Annotated in this window: 24 protein-coding genes; 12 read left to right on the top strand and 12 right to left on the bottom strand. The window is 66.9% G+C overall.

Annotated features, from left to right (window positions below; all coding sequences use genetic code 11):
* Position 1: 1 nt before the first annotated feature.
* From SARO_RS03035 to SARO_RS03010, 6 genes are read left to right on the top strand one after another with little or no spacing between them, the layout of a single operon-like run.
* On the top strand, positions 2-442 hold the full coding sequence (locus tag SARO_RS03035) for a CopG family ribbon-helix-helix protein (protein ID WP_049759482.1): 441 nt from the start codon (positions 2-4) through the stop codon (positions 440-442).
* Positions 439-1,263: an urea amidolyase associated protein UAAP1 gene (locus SARO_RS03030; protein WP_011444269.1), complete on the top strand. Its 825-nt coding sequence runs from the start codon at positions 439-441 to the stop codon at positions 1,261-1,263. Before SARO_RS03035 ends, SARO_RS03030 begins: the two co-directional genes overlap by 4 nt.
* 16 nt (positions 1,264-1,279) lie before the next feature.
* Complete coding sequence (locus SARO_RS03025; protein ID WP_011444268.1) at positions 1,280-1,915, top strand: urea amidolyase associated protein UAAP2; 636 nt, start codon at positions 1,280-1,282, stop codon at positions 1,913-1,915.
* On the top strand, positions 1,912-5,505 hold the full coding sequence (gene uca, locus SARO_RS03020; RefSeq protein ID WP_011444267.1) for an urea carboxylase: 3,594 nt from the start codon (positions 1,912-1,914) through the stop codon (positions 5,503-5,505). The genes SARO_RS03025 and uca overlap by 4 nt, the downstream gene beginning before the upstream one ends.
* Positions 5,502-7,271 carry an allophanate hydrolase gene (atzF, locus tag SARO_RS03015; protein WP_011444266.1) on the top strand — a complete coding sequence of 590 codons (1,770 nt, stop codon included), beginning with the start codon at positions 5,502-5,504 and terminating at the stop codon, positions 7,269-7,271. Before uca ends, atzF begins: the two co-directional genes overlap by 4 nt.
* 2 nt (positions 7,272-7,273) lie before the next feature.
* Positions 7,274-8,206: a Vgb family protein gene (locus SARO_RS03010; RefSeq protein ID WP_011444265.1), complete on the top strand. Its 933-nt coding sequence runs from the start codon at positions 7,274-7,276 to the stop codon at positions 8,204-8,206.
* A gap of 54 nt (positions 8,207-8,260) precedes the next feature.
* Here SARO_RS03010 and SARO_RS03005 read toward each other — a convergent pair whose 3' ends face one another.
* The 6 genes from SARO_RS03005 to SARO_RS02980 all read right to left on the bottom strand — a co-directional run bounded on the left by SARO_RS03005 (position 8,261) and on the right by SARO_RS02980 (position 13,209).
* Positions 8,261-8,614 carry a UrcA family protein gene (locus SARO_RS03005; RefSeq protein WP_011444264.1) on the bottom strand — a complete coding sequence of 118 codons (354 nt, stop codon included), beginning with the start codon at positions 8,612-8,614 and terminating at the stop codon, positions 8,261-8,263.
* A gap of 101 nt (positions 8,615-8,715) precedes the next feature.
* Positions 8,716-9,075, bottom strand: coding sequence for a hypothetical protein (locus SARO_RS03000; protein ID WP_011444263.1), 360 nt, complete (start codon positions 9,073-9,075; stop codon positions 8,716-8,718).
* Positions 9,076-9,091: 16 nt separating this feature from the next.
* Positions 9,092-10,669: a tetratricopeptide repeat-containing sulfotransferase family protein gene (locus SARO_RS02995; protein WP_011444262.1), complete on the bottom strand. Its 1,578-nt coding sequence runs from the start codon at positions 10,667-10,669 to the stop codon at positions 9,092-9,094.
* Entirely contained in the window at positions 10,666-11,586 is a 921-nt protein-coding gene (locus SARO_RS02990; protein WP_011444261.1) for a sterol desaturase family protein, read from the bottom strand. Before SARO_RS02990 ends, SARO_RS02995 begins: the two co-directional genes overlap by 4 nt.
* Before the next feature lie 88 nt (positions 11,587-11,674).
* Positions 11,675-12,613 (bottom strand): LysR family transcriptional regulator, encoded by a 939-nt coding sequence (locus tag SARO_RS02985; protein ID WP_011444260.1) that lies wholly within the window; start codon positions 12,611-12,613, stop codon positions 11,675-11,677.
* Between the two features lie 134 nt (positions 12,614-12,747).
* Positions 12,748-13,209: an Lrp/AsnC family transcriptional regulator gene (locus tag SARO_RS02980; RefSeq protein WP_041550030.1), complete on the bottom strand. Its 462-nt coding sequence runs from the start codon at positions 13,207-13,209 to the stop codon at positions 12,748-12,750.
* Positions 13,210-13,358: 149 nt separating this feature from the next.
* On the opposite strand from SARO_RS02980, the gene hppD reads away from it, so the two are divergent.
* Entirely contained in the window at positions 13,359-14,471 is a 1,113-nt protein-coding gene (gene hppD, locus SARO_RS02975; RefSeq protein ID WP_011444258.1) for a 4-hydroxyphenylpyruvate dioxygenase, read from the top strand.
* 31 nt (positions 14,472-14,502) lie between these two features.
* Here hppD and mutM read toward each other — a convergent pair whose 3' ends face one another.
* Positions 14,503-15,315: a bifunctional DNA-formamidopyrimidine glycosylase/DNA-(apurinic or apyrimidinic site) lyase gene (gene mutM / locus SARO_RS02970; RefSeq protein WP_011444257.1), complete on the bottom strand. Its 813-nt coding sequence runs from the start codon at positions 15,313-15,315 to the stop codon at positions 14,503-14,505.
* Between the two features lie 60 nt (positions 15,316-15,375).
* On the opposite strand from mutM, the gene SARO_RS02965 reads away from it, so the two are divergent.
* From SARO_RS02965 to SARO_RS02955, 3 genes are all read left to right on the top strand, one after another.
* Positions 15,376-16,113: a class I SAM-dependent methyltransferase gene (locus tag SARO_RS02965; protein WP_011444256.1), complete on the top strand. Its 738-nt coding sequence runs from the start codon at positions 15,376-15,378 to the stop codon at positions 16,111-16,113.
* Between the two features lie 4 nt (positions 16,114-16,117).
* Positions 16,118-17,677: a 2-polyprenylphenol 6-hydroxylase gene (gene ubiB, locus SARO_RS02960; protein ID WP_011444255.1), complete on the top strand. Its 1,560-nt coding sequence runs from the start codon at positions 16,118-16,120 to the stop codon at positions 17,675-17,677.
* 147 nt (positions 17,678-17,824) lie between these two features.
* The gene (locus SARO_RS02955) at positions 17,825-18,931 is read left to right on the top strand and encodes an acyltransferase family protein (protein ID WP_049759294.1); all 1,107 of its coding nucleotides are present in this window, start codon (positions 17,825-17,827) and stop codon (positions 18,929-18,931) included.
* Between the two features lie 4 nt (positions 18,932-18,935).
* Here the strand turns inward: SARO_RS02955 and SARO_RS02950 are convergent, their stop codons facing one another.
* The gene (locus SARO_RS02950) at positions 18,936-19,334 is read right to left on the bottom strand and encodes a hypothetical protein (protein WP_011444253.1); all 399 of its coding nucleotides are present in this window, start codon (positions 19,332-19,334) and stop codon (positions 18,936-18,938) included.
* 104 nt (positions 19,335-19,438) lie between these two features.
* On the opposite strand from SARO_RS02950, the gene coaBC reads away from it, so the two are divergent.
* Positions 19,439-20,626, top strand: coding sequence for a bifunctional phosphopantothenoylcysteine decarboxylase/phosphopantothenate--cysteine ligase CoaBC (coaBC, locus tag SARO_RS02945; protein ID WP_011444252.1), 1,188 nt, complete (start codon positions 19,439-19,441; stop codon positions 20,624-20,626).
* The gene (gene dut, locus SARO_RS02940; protein ID WP_041550027.1) at positions 20,613-21,080 is read left to right on the top strand and encodes a dUTP diphosphatase; all 468 of its coding nucleotides are present in this window, start codon (positions 20,613-20,615) and stop codon (positions 21,078-21,080) included. Before coaBC ends, dut begins: the two co-directional genes overlap by 14 nt.
* Before the next feature lie 68 nt (positions 21,081-21,148).
* Here the strand turns inward: dut and SARO_RS02935 are convergent, their stop codons facing one another.
* The 4 genes from SARO_RS02935 to secB form a co-directional block, all read right to left on the bottom strand.
* Entirely contained in the window at positions 21,149-21,847 is a 699-nt protein-coding gene (locus SARO_RS02935) for a DUF4136 domain-containing protein (RefSeq protein ID WP_011444250.1), read from the bottom strand.
* A gap of 170 nt (positions 21,848-22,017) precedes the next feature.
* Positions 22,018-23,037, bottom strand: a complete 1,020-nt coding sequence (gene trpS / locus SARO_RS02930) for a tryptophan--tRNA ligase (RefSeq protein WP_011444249.1) — start codon at positions 23,035-23,037, stop codon at positions 22,018-22,020.
* Positions 23,038-23,048: 11 nt separating this feature from the next.
* Positions 23,049-24,620, bottom strand: a complete 1,572-nt coding sequence (gene murJ, locus SARO_RS02925) for a murein biosynthesis integral membrane protein MurJ (protein ID WP_011444248.1) — start codon at positions 24,618-24,620, stop codon at positions 23,049-23,051.
* Between the two features lie 30 nt (positions 24,621-24,650).
* Complete coding sequence (secB, locus tag SARO_RS02920; protein ID WP_041550025.1) at positions 24,651-25,172, bottom strand: protein-export chaperone SecB; 522 nt, start codon at positions 25,170-25,172, stop codon at positions 24,651-24,653.
* Positions 25,173-25,332 lie beyond the last annotated feature (160 nt).

Genomic DNA, 25,332 nt, shown 5'->3' with positions numbered 1-25,332 from the left:
GATGAGCCTGCCCGGCGAACTCTTCCGCCAGCTCGACATGATGGTCGAGGAACGCGGCCTGCCTTCCCGCTCGCAGCTTATTGCGGAACTGATCCGCCATGCCCTGGCCGAGCACGAGGCCTACACCCGGCCCGACGAGATGCTCGCCGGTACGATCACCATCGTCTACCGCGGCGACCGGGGCCGCGTGCGTCACCAGCTCGCACAGACCCAGGCCGACTACCTCAAGGAGGTCATCTCCTCCCAGCATGTCTTCCTCGAGGATGACCAGTCGCTCGAGGTCCTGCTCGTGCAGGGGCCGGCGGTACGCCTCAAGGAACTGTGCGATGCCCTGCGCCGGGTGCGCGGGGTGCACCAGCTCAAGCTCGTCACCACGACCGCCCTCCTGCCGCCGCTCTACGAGCCGGATGCGGGCGAAAGCAGCAACGGAGCCGCCGCATGAGCGCGACACTCGCCAATCCACTCGCAGCCCGCGATCACGCCCGCGCCATGGCCGGCACCGTGGTCGAGGCCATGCCGGTCCTGCCGCCCGTCGCCAAAGACACGCCGGCCGGCGTGGCCGCCGACGATCTCGTCTGGGAAGAAACGATAGCCGCCGGCGGATATGCCACGCGCAGGCTGTCGCGCGGAACGCGGCTGCGACTCGTGGACATCAAGGGCGACGCCTGCGCCTCGCTTCTCCTGTTCAACGCGGAAATGCCGACCGAGCGGCTCAACGTGGCTGACACCGTGAAAGTGCAGTGGAACGCCTACCTCGGCCAGGGCAAGCTGCTGCTCTCCGACATGGGCCGCGTCCTGATGAGCATCGTCGAGGACGACGCGGGCACGCACGATGCCTTCTGCGGCACGTCGAACGCGGCAAGCAATGCCGCGCGCTATGGCGACGGCCGCAACAGCGGGTCCTTCCCCAACGGTCGTGACCGCCTGCTGCTGGGCGCGGCGAAGCACGGTCTGCAACGGCGCGACGTCCACCCGTGCGTGAACCTTTTCAAGGGCGCTGCAATCGAGGCCGATGGCACCATCGTACCCGATGTCGGCCCTTTCCCGGCTGGCCGCCGCATGGTCCTGCGCGCGGAAATGGACGTGATCGTCGTGATCGCGAACTGCCCGCACGTGCTGGACCCGCGCCCCGAATGGACGTCCACCCCCCTGCGGGCGACCGCCTGGCGAGGCCCGGTCACGCCCCAGGACGATCCGATCCGCACGGCAACGCCCGAAGGCCTGCGCGCCTACCTGAACGTCGAAGACTACTTCCGCCGCTGAGAAGGAACCGGTCACCATGAGCGTCGATCCCCATCTTTCCGGGCTTTCCGGCACCGTTCTGCACGACGTCGTCGTGCCTGCCCGCGCGCCGTGGCTCCACCACGTGAAGGCGGGCCAGACCCTTCGCATCGTCGACCTCGAAGGCAACCAGGCGGTCGATTTCCTGCTCTACGCCACCGCCGACGATGCAGAGCGCTACAGCGCCCAGGATACCGTCGCGGCGCAGGGCAACCTGTTCCTGCGCGAAGGTACGGTACTGCGCTCGAACGAAGGGCGCGCGATGATGACCATCACCGCCACGTCGGTGGACTATCACGACACCATCGGCGGCGCCTGCTCGTGCGAGTCCAACACGCTGCGCTACGGCCACCACACCAAGTCGGAGCATGCCTGCGTCGAAAACTTCCTCGAAGCGAACCTGCTGGAAGGACGCGGCAAGCGCGACATCGTCTCGAACATCAACTTCTTCATGAACGTTCCGGTCGAGCCCGATGGATCGCTCGGCATCGTCGACGGCATCTCGGCACCGGGGCTGACGGTCGATCTTCGCGCGGAAATGGACGTCACCGTCGTCGTGTCGAACTGCCCGCAGATCAACAACCCCTGCAACGGCTTCAACCCCACCCCCGCGCGCATGGTCGTGACAGCATGAACTTCGACACCGTCCTCATCGCCAATCGCGGCGCCATCGCCACGCGGATCATCCGTACCCTGCGGCGCATGGGACTGCGTTCGGTCGCGGTCTATTCCGAGGCCGACAAGGATTCGCTGCACGTCGTGCTTGCCGACGAGGCAATCTGCATAGGCGCGGCGCGGGCGGCGGAAAGCTACCTCAACATCCCTGCAATTCTCGATGCCGCCCGCCGCACCGGCGCCGGGGCAATCCACCCCGGCTACGGCTTCCTTGCCGAGAACGTGGAGTTCGCCGAAGCCTGCGAGAAGGAAGGCATCGTCTTTATCGGTCCCACGCCCAACAACATCAGGACCTTCGGCCTGAAGCACAGCGCCCGCGCGCTTGCCGCGGCCCACGGTGTCCCGCTGGCTCCCGGCACCGATCTGCTGACCGACGAGACCGAGGCGGTCCAGGCCGCGAACGGCATCGGATACCCGGTAATGCTCAAGGCCACCGCTGGAGGCGGCGGCATCGGCATGCGCGTCTGCGAGGACGAAGCGGACGTCCGCGAAGGCTTTTCCGCGGTGGCGCGGCAGGGCCTCGGCAATTTCGGCGATGCCGGCGTCTTTCTCGAGCGCTACATTCGCCAGGCGCGGCACATCGAGGTTCAAATCTTCGGCGACGGTCGCGGCCGTATCGTGGCGCTCGGCGAACGGGACTGCTCGCTCCAGCGGCGCAACCAGAAGGTCGTGGAGGAAGCGCCCGCTCCCCTCCTTCCACCGGCGGTGCGCAGCGAACTGATCGCCGCCGCCATCCGCCTCGGTCAGGCGGCCGGCTATCGCTCGGCCGGAACGGTCGAATTTCTCTATGATGCCGAGCGCGAGGAATTCTTCTTCCTCGAAATGAACACCCGCCTCCAGGTCGAACACGGCGTTACCGAAGAGGTCATGGGCGTCGATCTGGTCGAATGGATGGTCCGGGGCGGCGGCGGCGATTTCGGGTTCCTCGACGACGACCCGCCGCGTCCATCCGGGCACTCGATCCAGGTCCGGCTCTATGCCGAAGATCCCGCACTCGACTATCGTCCGACCTCGGGCACCCTTACCGCAGTGACTTTCCCGGAAGGCGTCCGGACAGAGACATGGTGCATGGCCGGAACCACGGTCAGCACGTGGTACGACCCGATGCTGGCCAAGCTGATCGTCCACGCCGAATCACGCGAGGCAGCAGTGGCGGCGATGCAGGACGCGCTCGACCGCAGTCGCATTGACGGGTTCGAAACCAACCTGCGCTGGCTGCGTGATGTCGTGCGCTCGCCCGCCTTCACCAGCGGCGAGGTCTCCACCCGCGCCCTGTCTCACGTCGCTCACGTGCCACGCAGCATAACCGTCGTCAGCGGCGGCACCGCGACGATGGCGCAGGACTGGCCCGGACGGCAGCGGCTCTGGGCAGTGGGCGTCCCGCCATCCGGACCGATGGACGACCTGTCGTTCCGGCTCGGCAACCGCCTGCTCGGCAATCCCGAGGGTACTGCCGGTCTCGAAGTGGCGATCACCGGCCCGACCCTCACGTTCAATACAGCCGCCCGCGTGTGCGTGACCGGCGCGGATTTCGGGGCGCGGCTCGACGGGCAGCCTGTCCCGCGCGGCATGGCCATCGACATTGCCGCTGGCCAGACGCTCGCGCTCGGTCGCGCCTCGGGCGGAGGGATGCGCGGCTACATCCTGTTTGCCGGCGGCCTCGACATCGCGCCGTACCTCGGCAGCCGCAGCACGTTCGAACTCGGCCAGTTCGGCGGTCACGCCGCGCGCCGCCTGCTGGCGGGCGACACGCTCCATCTCGGCGACGAACCGGCGCAGCCCGCCCTTCCCGCCGCAAACCTGCCCGAACTGTCGAACGAATGGGCGCTGCGCGTCATGTACGGGCCGCACGGCGCACCCGACTTCTTCACCCGCGAAGACATCGACACGCTGGTCGCCGCTGAATGGCAGGTGCACTACAACAGCAACCGCACTGGCATCCGGCTTGTCGGCCCCAAGCCGCAGTGGGCGCGCGAGGACGGCGGCGAGGCGGGCCTGCACCCCTCGAACATCCACGACAATCCCTATGCGATCGGCGCGGTCGACTTCACCGGCGACATGCCGATCATCCTCGGACCGGACGGTCCCTCGCTCGGCGGCTTCGTCTGCCCCTTCGTGGTGATCGCGGCGGACCGCTGGAAGATCGGCCAGCTCACGCCGGGCGACAAGCTCCGCTTCGTTCCGGTAAATTGCGCGGATGCCGCCGCGGCGAACGACCAGCAACGGCGCTTCCTCGAAACCGGCAAGCCCGCGCAGGGCTGTCCGGGGAGGCCGATGGAGACGCTCTCGCCCATCCTCGCCGTCATCGATGAAAGCCCGCGCAGCCCCCGGACCGTCTATCGCCAGCAGGGCGACCGCAACATCCTGGTAGAATACGGGCCGATCGTACTCGACATCGAATTGCGCATCCGCGTGCAGGCGCTGATGACCGAGCTGGAACGGCTCGCCCTGCCCGGCGTGATCGACATCGTCCCGGGCATCCGCTCGCTCCAGTTCCATTTCGACGGCGATGCGATGACCCAGGAGGCCGCGCTCTCGGTCCTGATCGCGGCAGAGGAGCGGCTGGGCGACCTCGAGGACTTCACCATCCCCTCGCGCATCGTCCATCTGCCGCTGAGCTGGCGCGATCCGGCCACGATCGAAACGATCGAGAAGTACATGGGCGCCGTGCGCGACGACGCGCCATGGTGTCCCGACAACATCGAGTTCATACGCCGGATCAACGGCCTGCCCGACGTGGCGGCGGTGGAGAACCTGATCTTCGAGGCGAACTACCTCGTCCTCGGCCTGGGCGACGTCTATCTCGGTGCACCGGTGGCGACGCCCGTCGATCCCCGCCATCGGCTGGTCACGACCAAGTACAACCCGGCGCGCACCTGGACGCCGCCGAACGTGGTCGGCATCGGCGGTGCCTACATGTGCATCTACGGGATGGAAGGCCCCGGCGGCTACCAGCTCTTCGGCCGCACCATCCAGGTGTGGAACACCCACCGCCAGACCGATGCCTTCATCGATGGCAAGCCGTGGCTGCTGCGCTTCTTCGACCAGATCCGCTTCTACCCGGTCAGCGCCGAAGAGCTTGAAGAATGGCGGCGGGACTTTCCCGCGGGCCGGCGCTCGATCCGGATCGAGCCTTCCGAGTTCCGCCTTGCCGACTACCGTCGCTACCTGGCCGACAATGCCGAAGGGATCGCCGAGTTCGAGGCAAGGCGTCAGGCCGCTTTCGACGAGGAACGCGCCGAATGGCAAAGGCGCGGAGAATTCGACCGCACCGACCTGGTCGAACCCGAAGCGGCCGAAGCGGGCACCGTCGAAGTGCCCGATGGCGCGGACCTCGTCGAAGCACCCTTCGGCGGGAGCGTCTGGAAAATGCTCGTGTCGGTGGGCGACGAGGTCGAGGCCGGCGAGACCATCGCGATCATCGAGGCGATGAAGATGGAATGCCGGGTCGAAAGTCCGGGGGCGGGCACTGTCGCCGCGCTCTATGCGCAGGAGCGCCAGTCGGTCCAGCCCGGCACGCCGATGCTCGCCCTGACGAGGCACGCATGACGGCGGCGCCGCGCCCCACCGCCCGCGCCATTGCCGCAGCGGTCAACTCCGGGCAGACCACCGCACTGGCCGTGGCAGAGGCCACCCTGCTCCGGCTCGCCGCCTACGACGCGGTCCAGCCGCAAATCTGGATCAGCCGCGCCAGTCCCGAAGCCCTGCTGGCAGCCGCTCGCGCCATCGATGTGCGCCTCGCCGCCGGAGAGGACCTCCCGCTCGCGGGCGTCCCCTTCGCGGTAAAGGACAACATCGACGTCGCCGGCTTCCACACCACTGCCGCCTGCCCGGCCTTCGCCTATCGGCCCGCAACGTCGGCGACGGTTGTGGAGCGCCTGCTCGCGGCGGGCGCGCTCTGCGTCGGCAAGACCAACCTCGATCAGTTCGCGACCGGCCTCAACGGCACGCGCAGCCCCTATGGCGCCCCGCGCAATGCCCACAACCTCGCCTATGTCAGTGGCGGCTCCAGCTCCGGCTCGGCCAGCGCGGTGGCGGCCGGGCTCGTCGCCTTCGCCCTCGGCACGGACACCGCAGGGTCCGGGCGCGTACCCGCCGCGTTCCAGCACCTCGTCGGCTTCAAGCCGAGCAAGGGCCGGTGGAGCAATCGCGGGCTCGTCCCGGCGTGCCGCACGCTCGACTGCATAACCGTCTTCGCCCACGACACCGCCGATGCGCGCATTGTCGACGGCATCGTCGCGGGGTTCGATCCGGCCGACGCCTTCTCCAAACCACTCGCGGACCGACCACGGAAGATGCGCGCCATCGGCGTGCCCCGCCGCGACCAGCGCGCCTTCTTCGGCGATGTCGAGGCCGAACATCTCTACGACCGCGCCCTGGACCGGCTTTCGACGCTCGGCCGGATCGTCGAGATCGACTATGCCCCGCTGCAGGAAGCAGCGCAGCTTCTCTACGGGGGCCCCTGGGTTGCCGAACGGACCGCCGCACTGGCCGGCCTCCTTGCCGACAATCCCGACGCCCTGGACCCGACCGTCCGGGAAGTCGTGGCGCCCGGGCAGGACATCGGCGCGGTAGACCTGTTCAACGGCATCTACCGGCTCGCCGAACTGAAACGACACGCCGACACGCTCTGGGAAAGCATCGACCTGCTGGCCTTTCCCACCACGGGCACGACCTATCGGGTGGCGGAATTGCTGGCCGCACCAATCGCACTCAACAGTGCGCTTGGGTACTATACCAACTTCGTGAACCTGCTCGACATGGCCGCGCTCGCCGTGCCGGCCGGCTCGCGGGCCAACGCGACCGGCTTCGGCGTGACCCTGATCGGGCCGGCCGACACCGACCTGGCGCTTCTCGACGCGGCGGAAGCCTATCTGTCCGTGGCAGATCTCCCACCACCACCTCCGCTCGACCTGGAGGGCAAGATGCAGACCGTGAAACTCGCCGTCGTTGGCGCCCATCTCAAGGACATGCCGCTCCACTGGCAACTCACCTCGCGCGACGCGAAATTCGTGGGCGCGTTCGAAACCGCCCCCAACTACCGCCTCTACGCCATGGCCGACAGCGTGCCGCCCAAGCCTGCGCTGATCCATAGCGAGGACGGCGGCGCCATCGCTATCGAGGTCTACGAACTGGGGGTCGCCGAATTCGGCAGCTTCGTGGCCGAAGTGCCGCCGCCGCTGGCGATCGGCACGGTCACGCTTGCCGATGGCAGCAGCGTCAAGGGCTTCGTCGCGGAACCCCGCGCCCTCGTCGGCGCGCGGGACATCACCCACCTTGGCGGCTGGCGCGCCTTCGTTGCGGCGGGAGCATGAAGATGCGCAAGCTTTCCATCCCGCTCGCGGTGATCGGCGCAGCCCTCGCGTCGACCCCGCTCCTCGCCGCCCCCGCAAAGGAGCAGGTCATCGAAGTCCCCGGCTTTGCCGATTTCCTGGCGGTTGATGGCGATACGGTCTGGGCGACAAACGCCGGCCGGGTAGAGCGCTGGTCCCGCAAGGGGCGGCTGGCCGAAGTGCCGATGGGCAAGCCCTGCGGCGCCATGGCGGTCCACGGCGGCTCGCTATGGGTGGCAGACTGCAAGGAAAACGCGCTCGTCCGCATCGACACGCGCACCGCGCGCAAGATCGCGACGATCCCGACCGGCATCGCCAACCGCGACGGCGAACTCAACGTCGTGGCCGGCGCCGGCTCGATCTGGATCGCAAGCGACAACGATGACGGCGCGGTTTCGCGCGTGGACCCGGCGACCAACGCCGTCGTCGCCACCATCCCGGTCGATCCCGGCACCTGGTACCTTTCCTTCGGGCACGGCGCGCTTTGGGCCGTCAGCGCCAAGGGCCAGTCGCTGCAACGGATCGACCCCGCCGCCAACGCGGTGACGAAGCGCACGGCCCTCGGCAAGCAACCCGGCTTCCTCGTCGCGGGCGAAGCGGCGGTCTGGGTACAGGAACAGGGCGATGGCACCGTCGCCCGCGTCGATCCGCAAACGGGCGAGGTGACTGGCCGCGCCAAGGTCGGGCCGGTGCTCAAGTGGGGCGATATCGATACGGGCGGCGGACTGGTGTGGTTGCGGACCACCGAAGACCAGACGCTGGTCGTCATCGACCCGAAGACGCTGGCCATCCGCGCCCGCATCGGCAAGGCCGAAGGCAGCGGCGCCTTGCGCTACACGAAGAAGGGCTTGTGGACTTCCGCCCACGATGTGCACACGCTGACCTGGTGGCCCGGGCGGATGCTGCCCCGGCGATAAGCCCGCACGCAGCCCGATCGGCGGCCAACCGGCCACCGATCGATCAGCCGCGGCTCAGCGAAGCGAAGCCAGCTTGACGTTCGCGGTTCCGCCGGTTGCGGCCATGCGTGCCTCGATCTGTGCGCGAACGTCAGCGACCACGGCGCTGCGGCACTCGCGCGCCTTGCTTTCCAGCGCAAGATGCACGCTGGCCAGCCGGTCGCCGCAGACCGCGCGCGCGGCCTGGTCCATGCGGATGGCAAGGCGCTGCTGCCCGTCGGCGGTCGACAGGTCCAGCCCCTTGAGGTCGAGAACAGCCTGATCCTTGGCGAATGGGTTCGCGCCTTCGGCATGCGCCGTGGTCGCGATGGAAAGAGTGGCGATTGCCACGAGAGCAGCTTTCAAGTTCATCTCCTGTGCTTTGGGCATGCGCCACTCTCCGGCGGCTGCCGCTTACATAGCGTCAGGAAAGGAAACTTTCAATATTCGACTCAAATTTGTTGTTTTATTACTTTGCTCAGCTCCAGTTATTACTTCACCCGGACCACCAGCATCGCCAGATCGTGCGAATGGCCAAGCAGTCCGATAGGCAACGCCACTTCCTGCCAGGTCTCCCCGACCGAAACCGCTATCGTCCGCGCAAGAGGTTCGGACCATGCGCGGACCGTTGCGACCGGCACCCGGACACGCCACCGCCGCCCGCCCTCAGCCTGAACCTCGTGTCCGTTGACCCGCACCGGCAAGGCCTCGTCGGCACGACGCCCAGAAACGATCAGGCAGCTTGTCGTCCCGCACTTCGCCACCCGCGCCGCAGGTTCCTCGACCGCAAGCGCCGGCTGGACCAGCCCCGCCCCGATTGCGACCGCGAAAAACAGGAAAAGTCGTGGCATGCCCGTTGCACTCCCTTCAATCGATCGCGATGCCGGTCTGCTCGAAGAAGCGCGCGACAGGCCCCAGCACCTCTCCATGCCGCTTCCAGCGCGCGACGGAATCGGCGTAGATCGGACGGCGGACCTGCGCCGCGCTCGGCGTCGAAACCGGCGCGGCGTTGCTGTGGAATTCCAGGCATGTTTCCGACCAGCCGAGCCCGCAGTGCTCCAGAAGCCGCCGGGTCTGCCCTTCCTGGTCCGCGACCAGATCCTCGTAGCGCAGCTCCAGCACGCGCCCGGGCAGCGCCTCGCGCCAGAACGCCATCAGGCGGTCGAACCGGGCATAATAGGCCGCTATGTCGAGCAGGTCGTAGCTGTAGTCGTAGTACCGCGAGCCGACCGCGAAGAGGTTGCGGAAATTGCTCAGCACCGTGTCCATCGGATGACGCCGCAGGCAGACGATCCGCGCTTCGGGCAGGGCACGGGCAATGAAGCCCGCATAGTGGAAGTTGCCGGGAAACTTGTCGGTAAAGCGCGCAGCCCCGCCGCGCAGATGGTGGCGGGCACGCTCCAGATAATCCCGACCGACCGCCGCCATGTCGGCTCCGGTGGCCGCGCGGATCGTTTCCGGGTCCATGACCGTCGCGCTGTTGGTCGCCGCCGCCCTCTTCACCGCCAGCGGCATTGCCTGCAACTCGCCCGCGCTTTCGACTTCGGGGTGCGAACCGAGGATGCGATCGACCAGCGTCGTGCCGGTGCGGGGCATGCCGATGACGAAGATCGGGGACGCCTTGCTCGGCGCCGTCGGTGCCGCATCGCGCAACATCGGCCAGCTTTCCTCGATCGCATCGAAGATCGCGGCGTCGCGCTCGAACGCATAGGGCAGGTTGCGCCGGTGTTCGGCATTGGCCTCGCACAGCGTGTCGAGAGCGTGGTCGTATTCGCCGATGTCCTCCAGTTCCTTGGCCAGCGCATAGCCCAGCAGGAGCCGGTCACGCCCGCCCCGGGCCCGAGCCCTTGCCTGGCCAAGCCGCGCCACGTGGTTGCGCTCAGCGCTCTGTCGGCGCAGGCCCGCCAGCAGGTGATGCGCGCGCGCATGGCCGGGCGCTTGCGCCAGCAGCGCCTCGATGGCCGCCTCGGCCTCATCGACGCGGCCGAGGAAGTTCAGGGTAACCGCCTCGTTGTAGCGATATTCGGCAATGTCGGGGCGCAGCCGCACGGCCTCGGCGAAATGGGGAAGCGCGGCAGCATGGTCGCCGAGCCGGGCAAAGACGCAGCCCATCGTATCGCGGCCCAGCGCGTCGGCGGGCGGTGCGGCCTCGGCCCTGCGCAGCGCGTTCGCTGCGTCGCGGTCCCTGCGCACAAGGCAATAGAACTTGGCGAGGTGCGCGAGGTATTCGCCTCTCGGATCGAGCGTCACCGCCCGCTCGATGTGCCCGATGCCCGCCTTGATACGCCCGACACCGGCTTCGGCCACCCCCAGCAGAAAGTGGCCTTCGGCGTCCCCGGGACTTGCCGCCACCATCGCGGCGGCGGCGCGATTCGTCGCTTCCAGATCGCCCCGGACAAGGGCACCGCGGGCGGCGTCGACCAGTCCGGAAGGCGCTGTCGTCATGCGGCGGCTGGGCCTCCGGCATCGCCCGCCGCCCCGTCGCGCTCTCGTCTCCGCGCCTTGAAGCGGTCGATCAGCGGCTGGAACGGAAACAGCGTCTGTTCGAGGATCGAGAGCCGCCTGCGGTCGTCCTGCCCCACCAGCACGCCTTCGCCCTCACGATAGGTGCCGAAGATTCGGTCCAGCAGGATCAGCGAGTTGCCATAGTTGCAGCGCGTGCTCTCGTAGTCGGTCGAGTGGTGCAGGCTGTGGTGCCGGATCGTGGTGAAGAAGAACGAATACCAGATCGGCGGATTGGCGCGCACGTTGGCATGGGCGAAGGTGGAGATCACGCCCGTGGTGTTGAGGGCCGCGAAGATCGCGGTCTTGTCGAGGTCGAACAGCGCGACCACGCTCAGGCTGATCAGGAACAGCTCGATCGGATTGCCCACCGCGCCCTTGGCGGCATTGAGCTGCGTGATGTGGTGATGCGGCGCATGGGTCAGCCAGAACGGCGTCGAGTTGTGCATCAGCCGGTGCATCCAGTACTGGCCGAACTCGATGAGGAAGATCACCAGGGCAACCTGCGCGAGCCACGGCATCTGCGCGGCCCATTGCGTGGTAATTCCAAGCGATGACTTGACCGCCAGCAGCGGATCTTCGGCCAGCTTCTGCGTGAGCCACGATATGACCGTCGCGCTCAGCACCGAATAATAGAGGTCGGTGAGGAACTCCTGCCGGTTGATCCGCCAGCCTTCATGGCGCTCGAACACGAATTCAAGCAGCAGGACCACGATCACGATGAGCGGCGATGTCACCACCAGCGTCCACGGATTGTCGAGTATCGCCTTGGGCGCGAAAGCCCAGAACAACAGGACAACTGCGATCATCGCGGGCGGGATCAGATCGACAGGACTGGTCTTCTTGTGACTCGTGGACATGCCGCAGCTCCGTTCGGTGACCGAAAACCTGCGCTGCGGCGCATCATTATGGCAGACGCAAATACTGCATGAAAGGCATAGACCTGATCTATGCCCGGCTCGAAGCCCTCACCCGCCGGAACACCTCGTCCCAGAACAGCTGCGTCGCGGTGTCGCGCGCCGGCTCCGCCCGCGCCAGCAGATAGACGTCGTACGAAGGCTCGAAATCGGCGTGAAGCATCGGCCAGAGCGTCCCTCTCGCCACTTCCGCCTCGGCGGCGGGCACAGGCAGGAAGCCGATGCCCACGCCCAGCTTGATCAGCCGCCGCGCCTCGTTGATGTCCTCTGCCATGCCACCGACGTTGGAGCCCAGCCGGTAGCGCCGGCGCAGGTTGGTGATCAGTTCGATCTCGTCGTCGCCCGTCAGGACGAAGCCCTCGTCCTTCAACTCGTGCAACCGGCTCACGCGATATCCGAAGTAGGGGCTGGATCGCGAGCAGTAGAGCTGTTGCCGCTCCACCAGCAGCGGCTCGTAGGTCAGGCTTCCGCGCACGCTGCCGTCATAACCCACGCCGATTTCCACTTCCCCCTGCTCCAGCGCATCGAGCACCTGGCGCCAGGGCGACACCCTGATCTCGATGTGGATGGCGGGATTGCGCCGGTGGAAACTGGCGATTGCCTCGTCGAATTCGGCCGAGACGAGGCCCGAGACGATCTGGATGCGCACGAACCCGTCGACGCGCCTCGTCGCCTGGGCGATCTGGTGTGGCACCATTCGCGCCGTCTCCAGCATGTCCTCGCAAAGCGCCATCATCGCCTTGCCGGCCGGCGTCATCTCGACCCCGGTCGCGGTGCGGACCAGCAGGCTCGCGCCGACATGATCCTCGAGCCGCTTGAGCGCCGCGCTGATGCTCGGCTGCTGGCGATTGAGCTGGCGCGCCGCCGCACCGATCCCGCCTGCGCGAACGATGTCGACGAAGGTGCGCATCAGGTTCCAGTCGACGCGGCTGGCAAACTTCCTGTCGATCAGCGGAGCGCGATCGCTCATCCCATGCCCTCTTGAAGTGCGGACGATTCAGATACCCGCTCGGCGCGCCGGGTCATAGATCGGATCGATGAAAAAGATGCCGAAATGCCCTCGCCGGCTATGCCCCCCCTCGACGGAAACGGCGCGCGCCGCGCCTATGGCCCGCCCAGCGGCAGCGCCGTCGTCCGCTTGATGCGGTCCAGCACCACGCTCGACCGCACGCTGGCGACATCGCCGTGACCAAGGATTTCCTCGTTCATCAGCCGCGAGTAGGCGCGCAGGTCACGTGCGACCACCCGCAGCAGATAATCGGAAGCGCCCGTCGTCGCGCAGCAATCCAGCACCTCTTCCAGTGCGGAGATGCGGTCGTGGAACGCGCGCACCGCGTCGGGCGCATAGCTCGCCATAGCCACCGCGACGAAGGCCTCCACCTGAAGGCCCAGCGCTTGCTCGTCGAGCAGCGCCACCTGGCCGCGGATCACCCCCTCGGCCTGAAGCCGCGAGATGCGCCGCGAGACCTGCGAGGCCGAGAGGTGGACCACCTCGGCAAGGTCCGCGTGCGAACGCCCCGAATCCATCTGAAGCTGCGCAAGAATGTTTCGATCTATTTCGTCCATGCAGAAAATCCGCGCATTTGAGCGATATGACGCAGCATTGGCGCGCCCCACCCGTAAATCCCTGCCCACTTTGCGCGGACCACGCAAGCCGCTTGTGGTATCATCCGCTCGATATCCCGCACGGCGGACGATCGCATGGAGAGTGACGCGTGAGCATCCAGACAAAGGGCCAGACCGACCTGTTCGAAAACCCGCTCGGCCTCGACGGCTTCGAATTCATCGAGTTCTCCGCACCGGAAGCGGGCAGCCTCGAGCCAGTCTTCGCGCGCATGGGCTTCACCCACATCGCCAACCATCGCTCCAAGCAGGTCCAGCTCTGGCGCCAGGGCGGCATCAACCTCATCGCCAACCACGAACCGCGCAGCCCTGCGGCCTACTTCGCCGCCGAGCACGGCCCATCGGCCTGCGGCATGGGCTGGCGCGTGCGCAACGCGGCCAAGGCCTATGCCACCGCTATCGAGCGCGGGGCCGAGCCGGTCGAGGTCCGCACCGGACCGATGGAACTGCGCCTGCCCGCGATCCGCGGCATCGGCGGTTCGATCATCTATCTCATCGACCGCTACGAAGGCGGCCAGTTCGGCGACCTCTCGATCTACGACATCGACTTCGAATATCTCCCCGGAGTGGACCGGCATCCCGTCGGCGCGGGTTTCCACACCATCGACCACCTGACCCACAACGTCTACGGCGGGCGCATGGCGCACTGGGCTTCGTTCTACGAGCGCGTGTTCGGCTTCCGCGAGATCCGCTACTTCGACATCAAGGGCGAATATACCGGCCTCACCAGCCGAGCGATGACCGCGCCCGATGGCAAGATCCGCATTCCGCTGAACGAGGAAGCCAAGGCAGGCGGCGGCCAGATCGAGGAGTTCCTGCGCGCCTACAACGGCGAGGGCATCCAGCACATCGCCTTCGCCTGCGACGACCTGCTCGGCGGGTGGGACAAGCTCAAGGCCATTGGCACCCCCTTCATGTCCCCGCCGCCCGCGACCTACTACGAAATGCTCGACGAACGCCTGCCCGGCCATGGCGAGCCGGTGGCGGAACTGCAGAAGCGCGGCATCCTGCTCGACGGCTCCACCGAAGAGGGCGATCCCCGCCTCCTGCTGCAGATCTTCTCCGAAACCCAGATCGGCCCGGTGTTCTTCGAGTTCATCCAGCGCAAGCGCGACGAAGGCTTTGGCGAAGGCAATTTCACCGCCCTGTTCAAGTCGATGGAACGCGACCAGCTTCGTCGCGGCGTGCTCAAGACCGAAGCCTGACCGCAAACCGGATCGCGGCGGCGCCCGGCCTCTACTTCTGGCACCTGGGGCAGAAGAAGGTCGAGCGCCCGCCCTGCACGATCCGCTTCACCACGCCCCCGCACTGGCAGGGTTCGCCCTCGCGGCCATAGACGCGCCAGTCCTTGGCGAAATAGCCAAGCTCGCCGTCGGGCCGCGCATAGTCGCGCAAGGTGGAACCGCCCGCCGCGATGGACTCCTCCAGCACAGCGCGGATCGCCGGCACCAGCAGGCCCAGCGCCCTTGCCGAAACCTTGCCGCCTTCGCGCTCGGGGTGGATGCGCGCGCGGTACAGCGCCTCGCAGACATAGATGTTGCCCAGCCCGGCCACGATCTGCTGGTCGAGCAGCAGGAGCTTCACCGCCGCGATCCGGCCCTCGAATGCCTTCGCCAGATGGCGCGCCTTAAGTCCCGGCCCCAACGGTTCGGGCCCAAGCGCGGCGAACGGCGGCCATTCCTCCAGCCTGCCGGTATCGACAAGATCGACGGAACCGAAACGCCGCGCATCGTTTAGCGAAAGCACCCGCCCTTCGCCCGTTTCCAGCACAAGATGGTCGTGCTTGCCGATGTCTTCCGGATCGATCCTCCAGCGCCCCGACATGCCCAGGTGGAACACCATCGTGCGTTCGCGGTCAGTGTGGATCAGGCCGTACTTCGCGCGGCGTCCCATGCCCGTCACCCGCGCACCGGTCAGCGCCTGGGCGAGGTCCTCGGGAAAAGGCCGGCGCAGGTCAGCGCGGTTCACCGCCACGCGGCGTATCACCTGCCCGTCAAGGACGGTTGCGAGGCCACGGACGGTCGTTTCTACTTCGGGAAGTTCAGGCATGACCCGCCAACCCCTAACAGCCTTTGCCGTCCGGGCAATTCCCCACTAAAGGCACTCGACATGACCAGCCCCGAAACCGCATCGTTTGGCTACGAAGACATTCCCGCAGAGGAGAAGGAAGCCCGCGTCGGCGCGATCTTCTCCAATGTGGCGCGCAAGTACGACGTGATGAACGACGCGATGTCCGTGGGCATGCACCGCCTGTGGAAGGACAAGTTCGTGCGCCGCGTGCGTCCCCGCGCGGGCGAGGCGATCCTCGACATGGCCGGCGGCACCGGCGACATCGCCTTCCGCATGGCGCCTTCGGGCGCCGCGATCACCGTGTCCGACATCAACCAGGACATGCTGAATGTCGGCATGGAACGCGCCGAGAAGCGCGGCCTGACCGGCCTCGAATGGTCACGCCAGAACGCCGAGGAACTGACCTTCCCGGACCGTGCGTTCGACGCCTACACCATCGCTTTCGGCATCCGCAACGTGACCCACGTCGACCGCGCGCTTGCCGAGGCGTACCGCGTCCTCAAGTTCGGCGGCCGCTTCTTCTGCCTCGAGTTCTCGACGACCGAATGGCCCGGCTTTGCCGAAGTCTACGATGCCTACTCGCACAAGCTGGTCCCCAGGATCGGCCAGATGATCGCGGGCGATGCCGATTCCTACCGCTACCTGATCGAATCGATCCGCCGCTTTCCGCCCATGCCCGAATTCGAGCGCATGATCCGCGCCGCGGGCTTCACCCGGACGAAGGTCGAACCCATCCTCGGCGGCCTTGTCGCGATCCACTCGGGGTGGAAGGCCTGATCGCTTGACCCTCCCCGCCACCCACATCCGCCGGCTGCTCGGCTGGGGCCGCACGCTCGCGCGCCATGGCGCCCTGCGCGGGATCGAGAACGATCCGAACACCCCGTCGCCGGTGCGCACGCTGTGCCGGATTGCGCGGCTCGGCACGATCCAGCCGCGCGATCCCGATTATGCCGGCGCCTTCCGTGCTATCGGCCCCGCCGCGATCAAGCTCGGCCAGACCCTTGCCACCCGCCCCGACCTTGTGGGCGAGGATGCGGCGCACAACCTCCTGGCCCTGCAGGACAACCTGCCGCCGGTCGACTACCGGCTGATCCGGGCAGAGATCGAACGCACATTCGAAAAGCCGCTCGAAGCCCTTTTCGCGCAGTTCGATCCCGAACCGATCGGCGCGGCCTCGATCGCGCAGGTCCACCGCGCGGTCACCACTGAAGGCCACAAGGTCGCGGTCAAGGTGCTGCGCCCGGGCGTGCGCGACAAGCTCGCGCGCGACATCGACACCTACGAATGGGCCGCCGCCCATCTCGAAGCATTCGGCGGCGAGGCGGAGCGCCTGCGCCCGCGTCTCGTGATCGCCAATTTCAAGCGCTGGACCGTGCGCGAGCTGGACCTGCGCCGCGAAGCCGCGTCGGCATCGGAACTGGCCGACGTGATGAAGGCCCACGCCGGCTACCGCGTGCCCGCCATCGACTGGGACCGCACCAACGGCCGGGTGATGACGCTCGACTGGATCGATGGCATCAAGATCAGCGACACTGCCGCGCTCGAAGCCGCCGGGCACGATCGCAAGGCGCTGGCCTCGAGGCTCGTCCTCGCCTTCCTGACCCAGGCGATCAGCGGCGGATTCTTCCATGCCGACATGCACCAGGGCAACCTCTTCGTGCAGCCCGACGGCACCATTGCCGCCATCGACTTCGGCATCATGGGCCGGATCGACCGCCGCGCTCGCCAGTGGCTGGCCGAAATTCTCTACGGCCTCACCACCGGAAACTACCGCCGCGTGGCCGAAATCCATTTCGAGGCACAATACGTGCCGAGCTACCACTCGGTCGACGAATTCGCGACCGCGCTGCGCGCCGTGGGCGAACCCATGCGCGGCAAGCCGGTCAGCGAGTTGTCCGTCGGCCAGATGCTCGACGGCCTTTTCGCCATCACCCGCGATTTCGACATGCAGACCCAGCCGCACCTGCTGCTTCTGCAAAAGACCATGGTCATGGTCGAAGGCATCGCCACCCAGCTCGATCCGACCATCAACATGTGGGATGTCTCCGCTCCCTTCGTGCGCAACTGGATTCGCGACGAGCTTGGTCCCGAGGCCGCGATTGCCGAGCGCATCCGCGAGGACACGCAGACCCTGCTGCGCATCCCCGATCTCATCCGCCGCATCGAGGACCGCTTCCCCGCCAAGGGCGGCGCGCCCGAAGCCCCGCCGCTCCCGCGCATCGAACTGATGTGGCAGCGCAAGCGCCGCAAGCGCGGCTCCGGCTTGTCTGGCCAGTTCCTCGCCTTCCTTGCCGGCGGCGCCCTCGTCATCGGCACCCACGCCCTCGGCTGGTGGGGCTGAAGTGCACGAAACGACGCACTCTTTGCAAAACCATCGTCACCCTGAACTCGTTTCAGGGTCCAACTCTCCCCACACACGGACAGCGCGGGCCGCAGAATGGATGCTGAATCAAGTTCAGCATGACGGTTCGTGTCTTGAACGTTTGAACTGAACCTGTCCCACGACCTCACCCACCTGCGCCTGCCCAAGCGGCACTTCCACGCGCTCGACCTGTCGCGCCTCTTCGCGGCGGTCATGGTGCTGTTCTGGCATTACCAGCACTTCTTCGTGCCGCCGGTCGAACGCCACTTCAACGTCAACCGCAAGATCGAACCCTGGTACGACGCACTGGGCTGGTTCTACGATCACGGCCACGTCGCCGTGCAGTATTTCTGGGCAGTCTCGGGCTTCGTCTTCGCCCACGTCTATCTCGCCGATGCCAGTGCGAAGAGCCGCTTCTGGCCTGCGCGCATCGCTCGGCTCTGGCCGCTGCACCTGCTGACACTCGGCCTCATGGCGCTGCTTCAGGCGGCATACGTCGCGCAGCACGGCACCGAGTTCGTGTATCACACCAACGATCTCAAGCACTTCCTACTTTCGATCCCGTTGATGCAGTACTGGGGCTGGCAGGAAGACCAGTCGTTCAACGGCCCCTCGTGGTCGCTCTCGACTGAAATCCTCGCCTATCTCGTGTTCTGGCTGGTCCTGCCGTGGCTGCGCCGCGCACCGCTTCTCCTGGCCCTGCCTCTCGGCACGCTGCTGCTCGGCCTGATGCTCGACGAGGCACCGAACAAGGACGTGCTCGCCTGCATCGGATACTTCTTCCTTGGCTGCGCCACCTATGCCGCCGCGCTCAAGGGCTGGCTGCGTCCGGCCAGCCTGCTGCCGCTGGGCATGGCGCTCGTGGCCATAGCCTTCGCGCTCAAGGCCAGCTATCGCGGCGGCGATGCGGCAACCGTCGCAGGCACTTTCGCCGTGCTCTTCCTGGCGCTCGCGGCCGATCTTTCGGACGAGCGCGGCTGGCTGCGTTTCGGCCAGAAGCTGGGCGATGCCTCCTATGGCATCTACCTGTGGCACATCCCGATCCAGCTTGCGCTGGTCCTGCTGATCGACGCCACGCTCGGCAGCCGCGACATCGCGCGCGAGCCCTTGTTCATGCTCGCCTACGTCGCGATGGCGATTGCCGCCGGCTTCGTCAGCCACGCGCGGTTCGAACGCCCCGCCCAGCGCGCGGTCTTCGCGCTCTGGGGCAGGTGGAAGGATCGCCGGGCCTGATCCGTCAGGCGGCGATTTCGTCCAGCCGGTGGTGTGGCAGCATCCGCCACGCGGCAAGCAGCAGCACGACGTGCCCGGCCTCGACCAGCATCGGCAATTGCCAGCCGGGATAGGCGCCCGACGCGACGAGATCGATCGCCCGGCCCACGAACGACGTGCCGAACAGCAGCGCCGGCACCAGCAGCAGGTCGGCATTGCGCCGCCATGCGCCCCACATCATGCAGAATGCCGCCACCCCGAAGAACGAGGTGAAGTCTGCCCGGATCGTCGAAATTCCGCCGGTGCCCGTCGCCGCGATGCCGAACCCGGTCGCCGCCTGCTCGGGGCCGGTCAGGAAGCCGATGGCAAGAAACAGGTCGAACAGCCCCGCCAGGAATACCAGCGCCGTCAGGACAAGTCGCATCAGTCACATCCCCCTCTTGTCTTCTCCGGGATGGACTGTGCCCCAAGGCCTCCGCACACGCAAAAGGATTGCGCGAGAGGGCCTGCCATTGCACAAGCGCGGCCATGAAGGGAAAGCGCATCCTGCTCATCGTCGGCGGCGGCATCGCGGCCTACAAGGCCTGCGAACTCGTGCGCCTGATCCGCAAGGAGGGCGCCGAGGTCACTTGCGTCCTGACCGAGGGCGGCGCCCATTTCGTCACCGCGATGACGCTGGCGGCCCTCTCCGAAAACCCCGTCCACACCACGCTCTGGGACCTCAAGAACGAGGTCGAAATGGGCCATATCCAGCTCTCGCGCCAGGCCGATCTCGTCGTCGTCTGTCCCGCCACGGCCGACCTCATGGCCCGCATGGCTGCCGGCATCGCCGACGATCTGGCGACAACGCTGCTCCTCGCCACCGACAAGCCCGTGCTGGCAGTGCCTGCGATGAACGTGCGCATGTGGCAGCACCCCGCGACGCGCCGCAACGTCGCCACCCTGCGCGGCGATGGCATCGCCGTGATGGAGCCGGGCGAAGGCGCGATGGCCTGTGGCGAGTTCGGACCGGGCCGTTTGCCGGAACCGGCTGACATCCTTGCCGAAATCGCCCGCATGTCGGGAACGGCCGGGCGCCTGTCCGGCAGGCACGTCCTCGTCACCGCCGGCCCCACCCACGAACCGATAGACCCGGTACGCTACATCGCCAACCGCTCCAGCGGCAAGCAGGGCTTCGCCATCGCCGCCGCCGCCGCGCGCGCCGGGGCCAGGGTCACGCTCGTCGCCGGCCCGGTGAATCTCCCCACGCCCCAAGGCGTTACGCGCATCGACGTGGAAACGGCGCGACAGATGGCGGCGGCGGTCGATGCCGCGCTCCCCGCCGACGTCGCGATCATGGTCGCGGCCGTTGCCGACTGGCGCAGCGCCGGCGAGGCCGCGCAGAAAATCAAGAAGGACGGATCGGGCGCGGTCCCGCCGCTCCAGCTCGTCGAGAATCCCGACATTCTCGCCACGCTCTGCAAGTCCGGCCGCCGCCCCCCGCTGGTCGTCGGCTTCGCGGCCGAGACCAACGACGTTCTCGACCATGCCCGCGCCAAGCTGGCCCGCAAGGGCGCAGACTGGATCGTCGCCAACGATGTCGCCACTCACGCAATGGGCGGTGAAATCAACGGCTTGCACATCGTCAGCAGCAGCGGCGTCGAAAGCCTCCCGGAAATGCCCAAGGACGCGGCGGCGGCCGCGCTCATCGAAAGAATTGCCGATGTCCTCTCCTGAAATCCCCGTCCTCGTGAAGCGCCTGCCCCACGGGCAGGACCTTCCCCTTCCCGCCTACGCCACCGAGGGCGCGGCGGGCATGGACGTGGTCTCGGCCGAGGACGTGGATCTTGCTCCCGGCGGGCGCCATGCCGTCGCCACCGGCCTTTCCGTCGCGATTCCGCATGGTTACGAGATCCAGGTGCGTCCCCGCTCGGGCCTCGCGCTCAAGCATGGGGTCACCGTACCCAACACGCCCGGCACCATCGACAGCGACTATCGCGGCGAACTCAAGGTCATCATGATCAACCTCGGGGCCGAAACCTTCTCGATCCGCCGGGGGGACCGCGTGGCGCAGCTCGTCGTCGCACCTGTCACGCGAGGATCGTGGGTCGAGGTCGATGAGCTCGACGCCACCCAGCGGGGCGAGGGCGGCTTCGGATCGACCGGCGGCCTCGCGGCTCTCAAGGGCTGAAAAAAGGGGCCCCGCGTCGCCGCCGGGCCCCTTCGTGTATGTTCAGGTGCTTTCAGGTGCCGTTCGGGTCAATTGACCTTCTTGACCGTCTTCTTCTCGGGAGCGATTGAAATCCTTACGGTTTCACCGTTGTGCCCGGGGAAATCGGTAAACATCGCCTCGACAAGGTTCGGCACCAGGTAGGACAGCCGGTTCGACTGAGAAGCCGCCTCGGCCTTGCCCTCGAACAGGCGCTGGCCATCGACGCGGCGGTCGATCTTCATGTCGATCCCGCTGGTGTAGACGGTGGTCACCTCGACCCCGCTGTTGCCCGGGCCCCAGAAGAACGGATCGTACCATCCATAGCCCCAGCCGCGACGGCCGTAGAATGCCGGGCGACCCCAGTAACCGTTGTATCCGGGACCGTACCACGGCCCCCAGAACGGATCGTTGAAGCCCGTCTCGCGCAGGCGGTCACGGCCCTGGTCCACGCCATAGTCGAAGCGCACGATCAGGTCGGCGCTCTCGGGGCTGGCCGGGCTGTAGCCGAGCTTCTGCATCTGCCCCGCGACCAGCGAGGCGTATTGCGAGAACTCGAGACCGCCGGCATCCTTGGGATCCTCGGCCACGACCGCGAAGGTCTGGCCCTGCGGCGCGGGAAGCTGGGTCTGGAAACGCTTCACGTTGGCATTGAAGGGCGATGCGCAGCCGCCGAGCGCGGCCAGCATCAGCGGAACCGCGACCATGCCGACAAGACGACGACGCTTGTTCTGCAAAAGAGACTTCATCCTTGCGACTCCTTGGGCGCAGTCCGCCGCACCTCGTTCCCATGAACGTACCGGACGCGACCTGTGCTTAGCATGCCGTACTTATGGACGGGAGGTGCTGAATGCACGTTGAATGGTGCCTGCAACATAAGTTGCAGGCAGCCATATTTTCCAGCCATTCCGGACTGAAATCAGCCTCTTACGAGACCCAGCGCGTCATAGGTCCGCGCCAGCGTGGGGGCGGCCAGGGCGCGCGCCTTTTCCGCACCCTTGGCAAGGATCGCGTCGAGCGCGGCCCGGTCCTCGCGCAGTTCGCGATAGCGCGCGGCCATCGGCGAAAGCTTCTCGACCAGAAGTTCGCCAAGCGCCGGCTTGAACTGGCCGAAGCCCTGGCCCTCGAACCGGGCGAGCACATCGGCGGGCGAAATGCCCGCCATGGCTGCGTAGATGCCGACGAGGTTGTTCGCTTCCGGACGCCCCGCAAGCCCTTCCATCGTGCCCGGCAGCGGCTCGGGATCGGTCTTGGCCTTCCTGACCTTCTGCATGATCGCATCGGCATCGTCGGTCAGGTTGATGCGGCTCATGTCCGAAGGGTCGGACTTGCTCATCTTGGCCGAACCGTCGCGCAGCGACATGATTCGCGCGGCCTCGGGCGGGATGATCGGATCGGGCAGCGTGAACACCGGCGCATCTTCCGACGCGAAGTCGTTGTTGAACTTCTGCGCCACGTCGCGGGCCAGTTCGAGGTGCTGCTTCTGGTCTTCGCCCACCGGAACGTGCGTCGCCTGGTAAAGCAGCACGTCGGCGGCCTGGAGCACCGGATAGGTGAACAGCGCGACCGAGGCGCCCTCGCGGTTCTTGCCAGCCTTGTCCTTCCACTGCGTCATGCGGTTCAGCCAGCCCATGCGGGCCGTGCCGTTCAGCAGCCACTGCATTTCCGCATGGGCCGGGACCTGCGCCTGGTTGAACAGGACGGACTTGTCGGGATCGATTCCGCAGGAAACCAGCGCCGCCACCATCTCACGCGTGTTGGCGGCGAGTTCGGCGGGGCTGTGCGGCATGGAGATGGCATGGAGGTCCGCCAGGAAATAGAGGCATTCTCCGCCCTTGGCCGACCACTCGTCCTGCATGCGCACCCAGTTCCGGATCGCACCCAGGTAGTTGCCGAGGTGGAGATTGCCCGTGGGCTGGATACCGGAAACGATACGCATTCTGCTTGCCTTCAGTTGGTGCGGCCGCGCCGCAGGAGAAGCTTGAGGTCGCCTGCCCGGAAAGCCCCGGTCAGGACGGCGGCTAGCCCATAGACGACCACCCCCGCAGTGACCAGTCCGCCCATCGCGGCGATGCGCACGGTCCAGGTGCCGTGGACCCACGGCATGACCAGTCCCTGCCCTGCCCACAGCATGCCGCCCATCGCGGCGGCCGCCAGCGCAAGCCGCCAGGCCCGGCGCCTGAGCCGCGCATCGGCCACGAAGTGCCCGCGCTTCACCAGCGTGCGATAGAGCAGCCAGACATTGACGGTCGAGGCGATTGCCGTTGCCAGCGGCGGCCCCATGTGCCGCAGCGGAACGATCAGCGCGAGGTTGCCGACAAGGTTCACCACCATCGAGATCGTGGCGAAGCGAACCGGTGTCTTCGTGTCCTGCCGCGCATAGAAGCCGGGCGTCAGCACCTTGACCAGGATGTAGCTCGGCAGGCCGATCGAGAAGGCGGCGAGCGCCTGCGCGGTATAGTGCGTGTCGAGCGCATCGAACTTGCCATAGCCGAACAGTGCAGCGGCGATCGGTTCGCCGCACAGCACGAGCGCGACCGTGGCGGGCAGGGTCAGCAGCAGCGCCAGTTCCATGCCCCGGTTCTGCGTCTCCATCGCCGCTGCGTCCTCGCCCCCGCCCAGCTGGCGCGAGATGGTCGGCAGCAGCACCGTGCCAAGACCGATGCCGATCAGGCCGAGCGGCAGCTGGTTGAGCCGGTCGGCCATGTAGATGTAGGTCACGCTGCCGTGGTCGAGCAGCGATGCAGCCAGCGCGGTCGAGATCACGAGGTTGATCTGCACCGCCCCCGCGCCCGCCGCCGCCGGCCAGATCAGCTTGAGCAGTTGCTTGACCTCGGGCGAGAGGCGCGGGCGTCGCAGCCTGAGGCGCACGCCATTGCGCCGGCAGGCCCAGGCCAGCCAGAACAGCTGGAGCGCACCCGAAACCGACACCGCTATGGCCTGGTTGCGCGCGGTCACCAGCGGATCGTCCGAATGGAAGCCCAGCAGCGCCGCGATCAGCGTGAGGTTCAGGAGGATGGGCGCGGCCGCGTTGACCCAGAACTTGTGCAGCGAGTTGAGGATGCCGCCGAACAGCGAGACGAGGCTGATCAGCATGAGGTAAGGGATCGTCCAGCGCGACAGTTCCACCGCATAGGCGAACTGGTCGGCACTTACGCCGTTGAACTTGCCCGAAAGCACGAACGTGACCGGCCAGGCAAAGACCTCGAGCAGCACGGTCATCACGATCAACACGGGCAGCAGCACCGCGAGCGCCGCTTCGGCAAAGTCGAGCCCGTCGCGCAGGCCGTTCCCTTCCGGGTCCGCCACGCGCTTGTTGAACATCGGGATGAACGCCGATGCGAAAGCGCCCTCGGCGAAGAGGGCGCGGAACATGTTGGGCAGCCTGAACGCGACAAGGAACGCGTCCGAGGCAAAGCTCGCACCGATGAAGCGCGCGAACAGGCTGTCGCGCACGAGGCCGAGCACGCGGCTGAGCAGGGTCAGCCCGCCGATCGTGCCGGTGGCCTTGAGGAGGTTCACGTCCGGTCCTTCAAGGCCACCGGGATCTGCTTACGCTTCGCCTGCGGGGGTCGCCTCGGCGGTCGCCTGGGCCTGCGCGAGCTGCTGCATGTAGAGACCGTTGAAGTCGATCGGTTCGAGCATCAGCGGCGGGTAACCGGCATCGCGCACGGCATCGGCGATGATGCGGCGGGCGAACGGGAAGAGAATGCGCGGGCCTTCGGCGAACAGGAACGGATGCGCCTGGTCGTCGGGCACGTTGCGCATGCCGATGAGGCCGCAGTACGCCAGTTCGACGATGAACGCCGTGCCCTGCGCGCCCTTGGAGGTCACGTTGATCTTCAGCTCGATCTCGTGGATTTCGGGCTGGATCGCGCGCGCGGAGATGTTGAAATCGACCGCCATGTCGGGCGCTTCGGCCCACTGGTAGCTTTCCGGCGCATTCGGATTCTCGACCGAAAGGTCCTTAACGTACTGCGAGATCAGACCGATCGCAGGCGAGGTGTCGGCACCGTTGGGCACGGGACCGTCTTCAAGGTTCAGATTCGAGATGATGTTGCCTTCGTCGGCCATGGTAGGACTGCTTTCTGATCGGGTTTCCCTTGACCGGGGCGCCTAGCATCATGGCCGGGAACGGGCAATGCGCCTTTGATTTCGCGCCGCGGCGCAGGACCGTACCGACAGCAGCGGCAGCCGGGGCGAGGCTGATTCGCAACGCCCCGGCGAGATTCTT

It is taken from the genome of Novosphingobium aromaticivorans DSM 12444 (assembly GCF_000013325.1).
Lineage (GTDB): Bacteria > Pseudomonadota > Alphaproteobacteria > Sphingomonadales > Sphingomonadaceae > Novosphingobium > Novosphingobium aromaticivorans.
This window is presented reverse-complemented; position numbering and strand designations above follow the sequence as displayed.

Coding starts and splice junctions, on each gene's coding strand:
- secB (WP_041550025.1), bottom strand. CDS start 25,172: ATGGCCGACGAAGGCAACATCATCTCGAATCTGAACCTTGAAGACGGT.
- mutM (WP_011444257.1), bottom strand. CDS start 15,315: ATGCCTGAACTTCCCGAAGTAGAAACGACCGTCCGTGGCCTCGCAACC.
- SARO_RS02995 (WP_011444262.1), bottom strand. CDS start 10,669: ATGACGACAGCGCCTTCCGGACTGGTCGACGCCGCCCGCGGTGCCCTT.
- dut (WP_041550027.1), top strand. CDS start 20,613: ATGTCCTCTCCTGAAATCCCCGTCCTCGTGAAGCGCCTGCCCCACGGG.
- atzF (WP_011444266.1), top strand. CDS start 5,502: ATGACGGCGGCGCCGCGCCCCACCGCCCGCGCCATTGCCGCAGCGGTC.
- SARO_RS02980 (WP_041550030.1), bottom strand. CDS start 13,209: ATGGACGAAATAGATCGAAACATTCTTGCGCAGCTTCAGATGGATTCG.
- SARO_RS03000 (WP_011444263.1), bottom strand. CDS start 9,075: ATGCCACGACTTTTCCTGTTTTTCGCGGTCGCAATCGGGGCGGGGCTG.
- SARO_RS03030 (WP_011444269.1), top strand. CDS start 439: ATGAGCGCGACACTCGCCAATCCACTCGCAGCCCGCGATCACGCCCGC.
- SARO_RS03005 (WP_011444264.1), bottom strand. CDS start 8,614: ATGCCCAAAGCACAGGAGATGAACTTGAAAGCTGCTCTCGTGGCAATC.
- SARO_RS03035 (WP_049759482.1), top strand. CDS start 2: ATGAGCCTGCCCGGCGAACTCTTCCGCCAGCTCGACATGATGGTCGAG.
- SARO_RS03025 (WP_011444268.1), top strand. CDS start 1,280: ATGAGCGTCGATCCCCATCTTTCCGGGCTTTCCGGCACCGTTCTGCAC.
- SARO_RS02935 (WP_011444250.1), bottom strand. CDS start 21,847: ATGAAGTCTCTTTTGCAGAACAAGCGTCGTCGTCTTGTCGGCATGGTC.
- SARO_RS02950 (WP_011444253.1), bottom strand. CDS start 19,334: ATGCGACTTGTCCTGACGGCGCTGGTATTCCTGGCGGGGCTGTTCGAC.
- SARO_RS02965 (WP_011444256.1), top strand. CDS start 15,376: ATGACCAGCCCCGAAACCGCATCGTTTGGCTACGAAGACATTCCCGCA.
- SARO_RS03010 (WP_011444265.1), top strand. CDS start 7,274: ATGCGCAAGCTTTCCATCCCGCTCGCGGTGATCGGCGCAGCCCTCGCG.
- uca (WP_011444267.1), top strand. CDS start 1,912: ATGAACTTCGACACCGTCCTCATCGCCAATCGCGGCGCCATCGCCACG.
- SARO_RS02990 (WP_011444261.1), bottom strand. CDS start 11,586: ATGTCCACGAGTCACAAGAAGACCAGTCCTGTCGATCTGATCCCGCCC.
- coaBC (WP_011444252.1), top strand. CDS start 19,439: ATGAAGGGAAAGCGCATCCTGCTCATCGTCGGCGGCGGCATCGCGGCC.
- SARO_RS02985 (WP_011444260.1), bottom strand. CDS start 12,613: ATGAGCGATCGCGCTCCGCTGATCGACAGGAAGTTTGCCAGCCGCGTC.
- trpS (WP_011444249.1), bottom strand. CDS start 23,037: ATGCGTATCGTTTCCGGTATCCAGCCCACGGGCAATCTCCACCTCGGC.